Raw genomic sequence first — 12,546 nt, forward strand, 5'->3', positions numbered from 1 at the left:
ATCACTTTAAATTTATATACTTTAAAATTTTTATTTTATAAAAAAAACAATTGGGAGATAAAGAAATGTATTTAGATAACTCAGCAACTACTCAAGTTAGTGAGGAAGTTTTTAAAGAAATGGAACCTTATTTCACACAAGAGTTTGGAAACCCTTCAACTCTTTATGGATATGGTCGTGAATCCAAAAAGGCATTGGAATTAGCTCGTAAAAGAGTGGCTGATGCAATTAATGCAAAACCTGAAGAAATTTATTTCACAAGCGGAGGATCAGAATCCGACAATCTTGCAATCAAGGGTATTGCATTTAAACTGCAGAAAAAGGGAAAACATATTATTACAACAAATATTGAACACCCTGCTGTTAAAAATACTTTAGGATTTTTGGAATCTCTTGATTTTAAAGTAACCTACTTGCCGGTAAACGAAAATGGTATAATTGAAATCGAAGATTTAAAAGAAGCTATTACTGATGAAACTATTTTGATTAGTGTAATGCATGCAAACAATGAAATCGGTACAATCCAGCCTATTGAAGAGATAGGTAAAATTGCACGTGAAAATGGAATTAAATTCCATGTTGATGCAGTACAAAGTTTCGGAAAAATAGATGTGGATGTTGAGAAATTAAATATAGATTTACTTGCTTTATCTTCACATAAAATTAATGGTCCAAAAGGTGTTGGAGCATTATACATCAGAAAAGGAACCCGTGTCGTACCACTCATTCACGGTGGAGGACAGGAAAAAGGAATCAGAGGTGGAACTGAAAATGTTCCTGGAATTGTTGGGTTTGGAAAAGCTTGCGAATTAGCTGCCAATCAATTGGATGAACATTATGAAAAATTATCCTCAATTCGTGATGAACTTATTGATAAGGTATTGAGCACCATTCCTGAAGCATACTTAAATGGTGATGAAGAGACAAGATTGCCAAACCTTGTTAACTTCAGATTTAAGGCTATTGAAGGTGAATCATTAATTCTTTTATTGGATGCTAAAGGATATCAGGCTTCAACAGGTTCTGCATGTTCATCAAATACTCTGGAAGCATCACCTGTACTGACCGCATTAGGTTTAGACCCTGTAGATGTTCACGGATCACTAAGAATATCACTTGCTCCTGAAAGTGATAATTTTGATGTAGATGAATTTGTAGGTATTGTTGCAGAATCAGTTAAAAGATTAAGACAAATGTCACCGTTGTGGAATCAGGAACTCGATTATGATAATATAATGTGTAGAAAGCATGAAGATAACTGTAGGAAGTGTTAATTATGGATTATTCAGAAAAAGTTATGGACCACTTTGCAAATCCTAGAAACTGTAGAATGATGGAAGATGCAAATGGTGTTGGAACAGTTGGAAACCCAACCTGTGGAGACTTGATGACAATCTACATCAAAGTTAATGATGATGAAGTTATTGAAGATATTTCTTTCCAGACCTTTGGTTGCGGAGCTGCTATTGCAACCAGCAGTATGATTACTGAAATTGCTGTTGGAAAAACAATAGATGAAGCACTGCAAATTTCCAGAAATGATGTTGCAGAAGAATTAGACGGTCTTCCACCAATTAAAATGCATTGTTCAAATCTTGCAGCAGACGGACTTCAGGCTGCAATTGAAAACTATAAAGAAAACAATCAATAATAATATATACTTTGTTAAATAAATTATCATTATCTTATTAAAGGAGATGTTTTATTATGGCAAAAATTTTAAAATGTGATGATTGTGGAAGTATTATCCAAGTTTTAGTTGAAGACGATGGCGACACATGTGATACACACATGCTCAATATTCCTGTCCAAACTGAAGGAGAAAAAGCTCCAAAACACAAACCAGTAGTTGAAATTGATGGTAACAAAGTAACTGCTAAAGTTGGAGAAGCAGCTCACCCAATGGATGATGACCATTACATCCAATTTTTAGTTATTGAAGCTGGCGGTGAACAATTCGTAAAATCCTTCAAACCAGGAGATGTTGCAGAAGCTACCTTCACTGTTAACTCAACTGATGATGTTGTTGCATTAGCATTCTGTAATTTACATGGACTCTGGTCTAGTGAATAAGTTTAAAATTTAGTTTTAAACTTCTTTTTTTTTATTTTTTTTTCATGAAAAATTTTAATAACTTGTTTTTAAATAATATATATCGTGTCTAGTTATATTAAATTAATAATTTTTATTGCTGTTTTAATTCTAATTTCAGCAGCCGTTATTTTTGTTGAAAGTTCGACAGATGATGTAAATAAATCAATGCACATAATTAGTGATGGCATTGTAACTGGTGATAGTGAGTATAATGAGGCTGTTGATTTGGTAAACAGTAAACGTTTTTCTAAAGCAATGGAAAAAGCGGAATCGGCAGGAGATAATTTTAACAGTAGTCTAAAAACGTTACATAAAATTAGAAATAATTCTCCTGATATAAATGATGTTCACAGTAAATATATCGATAATGTTATTAGCGAAGTGGAATTTAAGCTTCAAGCTGTAAGTTTACTGGAGGAAGCCATTGAAAGTTTTAAAATTCATTCAAATTATACAGGCACAAATTATGCTAATCAGGCAAATGATTTGATGAATCAGGCAGTAGAATATCAAAATATAAGAGATTCCATAGTTCAAAATAATTCAGATTTATTTAAACAAGATTTTAACATCTAAAATGAGGTTTTAAATTGAAAACTAATTGTCCAAAATGTAAAGGAATAGGTTCAGTTGTGGTGGACTATAAAGAATGTGATGCCTGTGGTGGAACCGGGTATGAAGAAGACTTATTTGATGTAGGAAGTCATTTTAAAGGAGTAAACAGTAAAGCAAAAGCAAAATTTGATTTAGGTTCAGATCAGGACATTCCATGTGAAGTATGTAATGGAAAAGGGCAGGTGGAAGTCTTTGAAGATTGCCCTCACTGTAACGGAACCGGACAGGTCAATGTGTGCAGAGACTGTGGAAAAATAATTGATGAAAATGAAGATATCTGTTCTGAATGTAATGAAAAAAGAAAGGTTGAAAAAATGAAGCATGATGAATATGTAGCTCGTCAAAATCAAGCAAGGGATGTTTATATTTTAGATTCCCTATGTAAAATGAGGGATATCGATAAAGACAAATTATACAAAGGAAAGATTACTAGAATTGAAAAATATGGTGCATTCGTTACTTTGAACAATAATGTTTGGGGACTTATGAGGGGAGATGTATCCGGATATCATGTAGGTGAAGAAATTATTGTATTTATAACTGCTATCAAATCAAGGGAAGGCAAAATTGATTTCGCACCTGCTTATGTGGAAAAATATAATCTTAAAAGATTAACCAAATCAATTCCAAGAACTTTAATAGGCAAGCTTGAAGAGAAAAAAGGAAAAATTGTTAGAATCGATGGTGAAGTCCAGCAGGTTCAACAGACTTCAGGGCCTACCATATTTATTATCAGTGATGAAAGTGGCACTACAGAAATAGCTGCTTTTGATAAGGCAGGTGAAAGGTCATATCCTGAAATCGACGTTGGTGACGCAGTTCAGGTAATCGGTGAGGTCAACGAACATAGTGGAAAAACTCAAATTGAGTCATCTTCAATGACAAAACTTAGTGAAGAAAATACTAAAAAGTTATTAAAATTAATAGACGATGCATTAAACAAAAGAGCTCAACCTGAAGATGTTGATTTCTTAGTCAAAAGTGATGTTTTAAACAGGCTTAGACCTAAGATGTATGAAGCTGCTCAAAAAATCAGAAGGGCCATACTTGATGGAAGAACAATTTTACTTAGACATCACAATGATGCTGACGGAATATGTTCTGGTGTTGCAATGGAAAAAGCTATTGTTCCTTTAATTCAGAAGGTTAATCCAAGCAATGATGCTGAATATTATTATTTTAAACGTTCTCCAAGTAAAGCACCATTTTATGAACTTGAAGATGTTGTAAAAGACTTGTCCTTTGCTTTGGAAGACCAGGAAAGACATGGTCAAAAATTACCTTTAATTGTTCTTTTGGATAATGGATCAACTGAAGAGGATATAGTAGCATTGATGCAGGCTAAAATCTATGATATTGAAGTTGTTGTAATTGACCATCACTCTCCGGGTGATTTAATCACAAAAGATGAGAGGGACGGTGAAATATATGGTGCAACTGTTGCGGTTGATGAATATGTTGATACGCATGTAAATCCTTATCTTGTTGGCGGAGATTCCCAATTGACTGCAGGTTGTCTTTCAACTGAAGTAGCACATATTATCAATCCGGATGTTAAAGAACTTATTATGCATTTGCCAGCTATTGCTGCATTGGGGGACCGTTCTGAATGTGGTGAAACCTTCCAGTATCTTCAATTGGCCAGTCAGAAAGGATTTACCAAAGAACATCTTGCAAAAGTTGCGGAATGTGTTGATTTTGAAGCTTACTTCTTAAGATTCATGAATGGTAGAGGAATAATGGACACTATTTTGGCTGTGGATAATATTGATAAGCATGAAAAAATGATTGATGCATTGTATAAGGAATATCAAAAAAGAATCGACACTCAACTTAGAGCAGCTCTTCCTAATATCAAGAAAACCAAACTTGAAAATGGAATCTACTTCAATTTATTGGATGTTGAGAAATTTGCCCATAAATTTACATTCCCTGCTCCTGGAAAAACATGCGGATTTGTTCATGATCATGTAATTAAGGAACTGGGTGAGGATAAGCCAATTGTTACTTTGGGTCATGGGCCTGATTTTGGAGTATTCAGAGCTACTGATGCAGTAAATGAACAATACGGATTTAATGTTAATGAAATTGTATCTGAAATGATTGAAAAAGTTCCACAGGCGGGAATTGATGGTGGAGGTCACGAATGTGCAGGATCCATCAAATATATTGAGGGCCTCGGTGATGAAGTATTGTACAAGGTAGTTGAAGAAATTCAATCCTTAACAAAAAAGTAGCAAATAGGTAAAAATGGCTTTAGAAAACTATTGTAAAAAATGTGGACATAAACTTCTTCCAAATGAACCTTACTGCATTAAATGCGGAAGTAAAACACATAATATGGAAACTAATGGTCCTATTTTGGATATTCCAATCCATAATATTGGGTTTTTTGATTTTGATATAGATTTTTCACCGTATATTGATAGTGATAGGCAGGATTTTAAATATGACATATGTTCCTGCGGTTATCTAAATGAGGCTGACAATGAATATTGTGATATGTGCGGAGCTAAAAGAAATCACAGCAAATTTGAAAAATTAATAAAAAACAAATCAAAGCCTCAATTTTCCATGGATAATATTTTATGTGACTGCGGTGCAATAAATTCCCATGAAAACGCTTTTTGTGAAATGTGCGGGAAGCAATTAAAGGAAACTCCTACTATTATTGAAGATAATAATTACAGTAATTTCAATTTGGAATTCACAGATTCTGTATTCTGTTTCTGTGGTGAGGAAAATGAAAAATTTTCCCATTTTTGCAGGAATTGCGGTCTTCCATTGATTAATTATGGAAAATCTTATGATATTTCTATTTTATGTACCTGTTCTACAATCAATGAAGCCACTTCGGATTATTGTATCAAATGCGGAAAAAATTTAAACAGGATGGATTCTGTTGTACTTTGCATATGTGGTGAAAAAAATCCTAAGGGAAGTAAATTCTGCCATAACTGTGAGAGGCCATTGAATCCTCAAAAAACAATATATACTCGAATAATATGCTCCTGTGGTGAAATATTGGATTTTGATTCAGATTTTTGTCATAATTGCGGAAAAAATATTAAAAGAGCATTCATGCGTAAAAATTCTGTTAATAATACTGTCAAATCATTAAAAGGATTATTCAGGTAGTGATCAATTGAAAATCTGTGATATTTGCGGAACATTAAGCCTTAAGGAAAACAGCTATTGCACTCACTGTGGCAATAAACTGACAATCGAACATGTCTGTCCGTATTGCGGTGCAACTAATTTGGATAATGCCACTCATTGTGTAAAGTGCGAAAAACAAATAAACCCTATTTCTATTGATGATTTTGATACTTTATTCAGTGATTATAATCATGATTTGCTGTTAAATGCTGAAATAAGCGATGAGGAATATATGCGTATTGTTTCAAAGCTGTTTGTCAGGGCTGATTATCTCGAAATTTACGGTGATACTACTAAAAATAAGATTCTTAATTTTGCCAGTGCATTTACTGAATGCCAGACTAAGGCAAGAGGTTATGAAAGAGGTTACATTTTCCTTGGAAACTGCATTTATTATGATGACCGTTTAGATGATTCGGTACAGATTGCAACAATCATACATGAATTGGGTCACTATTTCTTGTTTTCCATTATTGAAAGCGTATTATGTCATATATTTAATGTTAAACCTTCAGTAACTTTACAAAGTTTCATCTGGTACTTCTTGACTCTCCAGGAGTTTAAAATCATGAATGAATATTGTGCTCATACTGTCGAAGGCAGATTTATTCCGTTCGGTTATCAGAATTATGGTTCCTATAATATGTTAGTTAAAAATCTCACCATTGACAAGGAATCATTGAATGCAATGGTAATTTTTGGAAACACCTTTGCAAACGAAATCATTGTTTATCTAGAAAATTACATTGATGAAGATTTAAGAGAAGAAATAAAAATTCAGTATAGAAAGGATTTAACCAAACCTACATATGAATCAATTTTAACCGAAACTGATGATTGTCTGCCTTTAAGTATAAAAAATAAGACACTTCTTAAAGTGTTATATGATATTTTTAGAGAAGCTTCGAAAGAAAGTGTAAGAGAAGAATTAGAAGGAATAAAAAGAAGTATAGAATTAAATTAATTATTTATCTTTTTGTTTTTGTTCTTTTTGTTCTATGGTTTCCAAAACCTCTTTTCCAGTATCTGTTAAACGATATAATCTTCCTTTACGAGCTTCTTCGTTAATACATTCAACAATATCTTTACTTTTAAGTTCGCTTAGAACTTTTGAAATATGATTAGTTCTAATTCCACTGTCTTGAGCGATGTGAGTTGGTATCTTAACTTCATCTCCGATTGATTTTAAAGTTTTTTCTCTATATTTTGAAATTTGAACATAAGAAGTTAATTTCAAAAGCTCGTCGTATTCGTCTGACATAATAGAATATTATATCGTTTATACTATAAAATGTTTTATACCATTTTATTAGTTTGATATAATTATGTTACTCACCTGTTAACTGATTTTCAATTCAATTTGCTTATTTTGAATAAAATAAGTAAAAATTATTATATAACTTGTGTCAAAATTTATATTAAGGCGATATATGTTAAGCTGATAATATGAAATGTGAAAATTGTGGTTTTGAAAATAAGGATACCGCTAAATTTTGTACGAAATGCGGTGCATCATTTAGTGAAGTTAAAGTTCCACCTACTCCAAAAGGCTCAAACAATACTACTAAATATATAATTATTGCTTTGGTTATTGTAGTAATTGTCCTTGTTGCTAGTTTGGCTTATTTTGCGGGAGCTATGACTTCAAATGGCAGTTCAAATGGTGCTGTTGAAAACAATTCTTCCAAAACAGTTTCATCAAATGATGATTCAAGTGATGGTGATTCTCAAAGTGAATCTACTTCAACCCAATCTACCAGCTCTTCAAGTAGTAAATCCAAATCCTGGGAGGTTATTGGTAGTTATTCAGGTTCAGGTTCAGGTTCTCAGAAAATTTCTGTACCTTCTGGTCAGATAATGGTAAAACTTTCTGCATATCCAATCAAGAATTATGCAACTAATCATTTATATGTTACTGGTTCAAATGGCCAATCTGGTGGAGTTGATTGGGGTTCACATAGTGATGTTGAAACAAGATCTGACTCTTTCAGCTACACTTCATCATCTACAGAGTCATTTACAATTGATTACTATGAAACTGTAAGCTGGGAAGTTGAATTTTACAGATATCAATAAGTGATTTCAAATCACTTAATTTATTTTTTTTTAGACAAATTATTAATATTTAAAATAATAAATTATCTACTATGTTTTTTGATTTAAATATTGAAGGGGGCAGCCTTGAAGATAATGTTGCTCTGGCATGTGAAGCTTCCAAATTTGGATGGGACCACATTAACTTTTCATATAATCAAAATGATTTTAAAGGTGCTCTTGATATTAAGTCTGAGCTTTTTGAGAGTTTGGAAGATATAATAGATTTTGATTATACTTTAGAAATTAAATCAAACAATGTATCTGAGATTAGAAAAATTGCGCGTAAATTCAGAAAAAAATCTTCATGCATTTCTGTTGTTGGTGGTGATTTAAAGGTCAACCGCAATGTTTTGGAAAATATTCAAATTGATGTTTTATCAAGGCCGTATTTAAGAAGATATGACAGCGGTCTTAATCATGTTTTAGCTAAAGAAGCTGTAAATAATAATGTTGCTGTAGAATTATGCTTTAAAGATGTTTTAAAATCTTACTTAGCACCTAGAGCTAAAGTCATTTCTAATTTTAAAGATATCTATACTTTGTATAGGAAATTTGATTTTCCTTTATTATTATCAAGTCGTGCTGAAAGTATTTTTGATATTAGGACAACTCATGATTTCGTGGCTTTATTTAAGCAGACAGGTTTGACAGCAAATGAGATTGAAAAATCATTCAGCACTGCTCAAAACATTTTAAAATTCAATGAAAATAGGAAAGCCCTTATATTGAAAGGTGTAAGGAGGGTTGTTGATGAAGCTTAAAGTGTTACCTCCTACTCTTAGGAAAAACAACAGATATCTGACAGTTGAGATTAAAATAACCTCCCCCTTCTCCAAAGATGAACTGGTTACATGTGTGTGGGATGCATGCATTCGCTTTCAGGGTGAGGCAAATACCGCCAATTTCAATTTGTGGGTCATGAAATTTTATGAAATTGAAAGTAATGATGAATTCTATACATATAAGGCTATTGTGAGGTGTCAAAGGGATTTTGTTGATGATGTCAGATCATCACTGGCTCTTGCCACAAAATTCAATAACTCCCGAATTGCAATTACTACTGTAGGTTTATCCGGAACCATAAGCGGTTCACACAAATACATTTAATTACTTTTTGTAAGTTTAAAATAGAAAACTTTATAAATAATATATTAATATAAATATCAATTGGATTTATGGAATAGAGAATAAAAAAATATTTTAATAAACTACTGTGTAGTGATTAAAATTAAAATTGCCTTTTCATGGAGATTTGGTTTTGATTTTGAATTAATATTTTTTTGTATGTAGTCGAATTAAAATTTTAATATTTATATAAAATTTGTATATATGAGGTATTATTTATGCAACCTTTACAAAACGCTGGATATGATAGAGCTATTACTGTATTTAGCCCAGATGGAAGACTTTTCCAAGTAGAATATGCAAGAGAAGCTGTTAAAAGAGGAACTACATCTATAGGTGTAAAATGTTCTGAAGGAATTATTTTAGCTGTCGACAAAAGAACCACTTCCAATTTAGTGGAAGCATCATCTATTGAAAAAATATTTAAAATAGATGAACATATCGGTGCAGCTACTTCAGGTCTTGTAGCAGATGCAAGAGCTTTAGTTGAAAGAGCAAGAGTTGAAGCTCAAATCAATAAAATAACCTATAGCGAACCAATTCGTGTTGACAGCTTATCTAAAAAGTTATGTGACATGTTACAGTTATACACCCAAAACGGTGGAGTAAGGCCTTTCGGTTCTGCTTTAATCATCGGTGGTGTATATGATGGAAAATGCAAACTCTTCGAAACTGACCCAAGTGGAGCATTAATTGAATATAAAGCTACTGCTATCGGTTCAGGCAGAGCTGCTGCTATGGATATTTTTGAAGAAGAATATAGTGATGATTTAACTCTTGAAGGAGCTATTGAATTAGCATTAACTGCAATCAATGAAGCTACTGATCATGACACTACTTCAAACAATGTTGAAATAGCTGTTATTAAATGCAGTGATGAAAAATATGTAAAACTCACTCATGAAGAAGTACAAAAATACATTGATGAAGTGCTTGTAGAAGAGGAAGAAGAAGAGACTGAAGAAGAAGATTCTGAAGAAGATTCTGAAGATGATTCTGAAGAAGATGAAGAATAATTATTTTAATTACTAGTTAGGGGATGTTTCAATGGTCAATGTTGATGAAGCTATTATCGCTAAATATGAATATTGTGGTGAACATTTTGAAATATTGGTTGACCCTGATTTAGCAGCTGATTATAGGAATCCTGATGGTCCAGATGTTGCCATTGAAGATCTTTTAGCTGTTGAAGAAATTTTCAAAGACTCCAAAAAAGGAGACAAGGCTTCTGATGAAGCTATGAATAAAATATTTGAAACTACTGATCCTATTGAAGTTTCTAAAGTTATACTTGAAAAAGGAACTGTTCAATTAACTGCCGATCAAAAAAGAAAGATGCAAGAGGATAAAAGAAAACTGGTTATTAATAAAATAGCTAAGGAAGCTATTAATCCTCAAAATGGTCTTCCTCATCCTGTCCAAAGAATTGAAAATGCTTGTGATGAGGCTCGCGTTAAATTTGATCCGTTTACTTCTGTAGATCAACAAGTTCAAACAGCTCTAAAAGCGATAAAGCCACTTATTCCAATCAGATTTGAAAAAGTTAAAGTTGCTGTTAGACTCCCTGGATCTGCAGCAGGTGGTGCTTATTCTGTAATCCATGGTTTCGGTGAAATAATTAATGAAGAATGGCAACAAGACGGCTCTTGGATTGGTATTATTGAAATGCCTGGTGGTCTTCAAGACTCTTTTGCTGCTAAAATGGCTGAAATTTCTGGTGGAGAAGCAGAAACTAGAACTATTAAATAATAATTAATTATACTTATGGGATTATTATGATATATGTGGAAAATAAAGATTTAGTCATTCCAGGTCAGATATTGGCTGACGAGGAATACTATTCAGGAAGAGGTACCTTTAAAGAAAATGGTAAAGTTTGCTCTTCTTTAATAGGACTTGTTTCTTTAAGGAATAAAAAAATCAGAGTTATTCCTTTGAAAAGCAAATATGTTCCTAAAAAAGGAGATGTTGTAATAGGTAAAATCAATGATGTCAGGTTCTCAATGTGGGATGTTGACATTAATTCACCGTATTCAGGAATTTTACCTGCTTTTGAAGTGTTTGGTCGTGAGAAAAAAGAACTCAACAAAGTATATGATGTTGGGGATGTTCTATTTTTAAGAGTTGTCGATGTTGATGAAATCAAAAAGGCAAAACTTGGTTTAAAAGGAAGAGGAATGGGTAAATTTAAAGGAGGAATTATTGTAGATATTGCTCCAACTAAAGTTCCTAGACTAATCGGTAAAAAAGGTTCTATGATCAACATGATTAAAGATAAGACAAAATGTAAAATCGTCGTTGGTCAAAACGGTCTCGTTTGGGTAAAAGGAGACGAAGACATGGAACAGCTTACCAGAAATATTATTCATTTAATTGAAGCTGAGGCTCATACTTCTGGTTTAACTAATAAGATTAAAAACAAATTATACCTTGCTATCGATGGTGAATTGCCACCTGAAGAAGAACCTCAAGAAGAAGAGGAATTTGTTTTGGAAAAACCTAAACTTCAAAATTTTAAAGAAGAATTAGAACAAGAAGAATTGGAAGAAAAAGAAAAAGAAGCTGAAGAAGAAGTTGAAGCTGAAGAACAAGAAGAAGAAAAAGAAGATAAGCCAAATATTGCTGAAGTTATTGAAGAATTAAAGAAGAAAAATAATAAGGACAACACCTTATCCTATGGTGATAACTCAAATAATTCTTTTATTTTGAATAATAAATAATGATTATTGATTCTTCGTATTATAAATGAGGTAGATATGATGTCTGAAATGATTAGAGGTGACGGTAGGAAATTTAATGAATTACGTCCTATCAAAATTGAAGCAGGAGTTCTTGAACGTGCAGATGGTTCTGCTTATTTAGAAGTTGGAGGAAATAAAATTTTAGTAGCTGTATATGGTCCAAGAGAATCATATATCAGAAGATTATTAAAACCTAATACTGGTGTTATCAGATGCAGATATAACATGGCACCGTTTTCAGTAGACGACAGGAAAAGACCAGGACCTGACAGAAGGTCATCTGAAATTTCCAAAATTACTGCAGATGCTTTAAGACCAGCGTTAATGTTGGAAAATTATCCTCGTTCAATGATTGATATTTATATAGAAGTAATTGAAGCTGAAGGAGGAACTCGTTGTGCAGGAATTACAGCAGCTTCCGTTGCATTAGTTGATGCAGGAATTCCTATGAAAGATATTGTTGTAGGATGTGCTGCAGGTAAAGTAAATGATGAAATTGTACTTGACTTGTCTGAAGTGGAAGACAAAGAAGGACAGGCTGATGTTCCTATAGCTATGATGCCTAGAACAGGTGAAATTACATTACTGCAAAGTGACGGTGATTTAACTGAAGAAGAATTTGCAAAAGCAATCGATTTAGCTATGGAAGGATGTCGTCAAGTGAGTGAACTTCAAAAAGAAGCTTTAATGAAAAAGTATTCTACAGAATAGTGGG

At 32.8% G+C, this 12,546-nt stretch carries 15 protein-coding genes; 14 read left to right on the forward strand and 1 reads right to left on the reverse strand.

Translation table 11 applies throughout. The features are described 5' to 3' along the window. The first annotated feature begins 65 nt into the window (after positions 1-65). The 7 genes from nifS (at position 66) to QZU75_RS07190 (ending at position 6,832) form a co-directional block, all read left to right on the forward strand. The gene (gene nifS, locus QZU75_RS07160) at positions 66-1,274 is read left to right on the forward strand and encodes a cysteine desulfurase NifS (protein WP_296882603.1); all 1,209 of its coding nucleotides are present in this window, start codon (positions 66-68) and stop codon (positions 1,272-1,274) included. Between the two features lie 2 nt (positions 1,275-1,276). Next, a complete protein-coding gene (gene nifU / locus QZU75_RS07165; protein WP_296882605.1) occupies positions 1,277-1,651 on the forward strand; it encodes a Fe-S cluster assembly scaffold protein NifU in 375 nt (124 codons plus the stop codon). Between the two features lie 56 nt (positions 1,652-1,707). Then, positions 1,708-2,073 (forward strand): desulfoferrodoxin family protein, encoded by a 366-nt coding sequence (locus QZU75_RS07170; RefSeq protein ID WP_296882606.1) that lies wholly within the window; start codon positions 1,708-1,710, stop codon positions 2,071-2,073. A gap of 84 nt (positions 2,074-2,157) precedes the next feature. Further along, positions 2,158-2,670, forward strand: a complete 513-nt coding sequence (locus tag QZU75_RS07175) for a hypothetical protein (protein WP_296882608.1) — start codon at positions 2,158-2,160, stop codon at positions 2,668-2,670. A gap of 14 nt (positions 2,671-2,684) precedes the next feature. Beyond that, entirely contained in the window at positions 2,685-4,946 is a 2,262-nt protein-coding gene (locus tag QZU75_RS07180; RefSeq protein WP_296882610.1) for a DHH family phosphoesterase, read from the forward strand. 13 nt (positions 4,947-4,959) lie between these two features. Continuing rightward, a complete protein-coding gene (locus QZU75_RS07185; RefSeq protein WP_296882611.1) occupies positions 4,960-5,847 on the forward strand; it encodes a zinc ribbon domain-containing protein in 888 nt (295 codons plus the stop codon). A 7-nt stretch (positions 5,848-5,854) separates the two neighbouring features. Continuing rightward, entirely contained in the window at positions 5,855-6,832 is a 978-nt protein-coding gene (locus tag QZU75_RS07190; RefSeq protein ID WP_296882612.1) for a zinc ribbon domain-containing protein, read from the forward strand. Here QZU75_RS07190 and QZU75_RS07195 read toward each other — a convergent pair whose 3' ends face one another. Next, on the reverse strand, positions 6,833-7,129 hold the full coding sequence (locus tag QZU75_RS07195) for a transcriptional regulator (protein WP_296882613.1): 297 nt from the start codon (positions 7,127-7,129) through the stop codon (positions 6,833-6,835). Between the two features lie 185 nt (positions 7,130-7,314). Here QZU75_RS07195 and QZU75_RS07200 point away from each other — a divergent pair, with 185 nt between their 5' ends. The 7 genes from QZU75_RS07200 to rrp41 all read left to right on the forward strand — a co-directional run bounded on the left by QZU75_RS07200 (position 7,315) and on the right by rrp41 (position 12,542). Continuing rightward, positions 7,315-7,944 carry a zinc ribbon domain-containing protein gene (locus tag QZU75_RS07200; RefSeq protein ID WP_296882615.1) on the forward strand — a complete coding sequence of 210 codons (630 nt, stop codon included), beginning with the start codon at positions 7,315-7,317 and terminating at the stop codon, positions 7,942-7,944. A 71-nt stretch (positions 7,945-8,015) separates the two neighbouring features. Continuing rightward, on the forward strand, positions 8,016-8,726 hold the full coding sequence (rnp3, locus tag QZU75_RS07205; protein WP_296882617.1) for a ribonuclease P protein component 3: 711 nt from the start codon (positions 8,016-8,018) through the stop codon (positions 8,724-8,726). Beyond that, entirely contained in the window at positions 8,716-9,072 is a 357-nt protein-coding gene (locus QZU75_RS07210) for an Rpp14/Pop5 family protein (protein WP_296882618.1), read from the forward strand. Before rnp3 ends, QZU75_RS07210 begins: the two co-directional genes overlap by 11 nt. 236 nt (positions 9,073-9,308) lie before the next feature. Then, positions 9,309-10,106, forward strand: coding sequence for an archaeal proteasome endopeptidase complex subunit alpha (psmA, locus tag QZU75_RS07215; protein ID WP_296882619.1), 798 nt, complete (start codon positions 9,309-9,311; stop codon positions 10,104-10,106). Between the two features lie 31 nt (positions 10,107-10,137). Next, the gene (locus QZU75_RS07220; RefSeq protein WP_296882620.1) at positions 10,138-10,839 is read left to right on the forward strand and encodes a ribosome assembly factor SBDS; all 702 of its coding nucleotides are present in this window, start codon (positions 10,138-10,140) and stop codon (positions 10,837-10,839) included. 26 nt (positions 10,840-10,865) lie between these two features. Then, complete coding sequence (gene rrp4, locus QZU75_RS07225) at positions 10,866-11,810, forward strand: exosome complex RNA-binding protein Rrp4 (RefSeq protein WP_296882621.1); 945 nt, start codon at positions 10,866-10,868, stop codon at positions 11,808-11,810. A gap of 36 nt (positions 11,811-11,846) precedes the next feature. Then, complete coding sequence (rrp41, locus tag QZU75_RS07230) at positions 11,847-12,542, forward strand: exosome complex exonuclease Rrp41 (RefSeq protein WP_296882622.1); 696 nt, start codon at positions 11,847-11,849, stop codon at positions 12,540-12,542. Positions 12,543-12,546 lie beyond the last annotated feature (4 nt).

It is taken from the genome of uncultured Methanobrevibacter sp. (genome assembly GCF_902764455.1).
GTDB lineage: Archaea > Methanobacteriota > Methanobacteria > Methanobacteriales > Methanobacteriaceae > Methanocatella.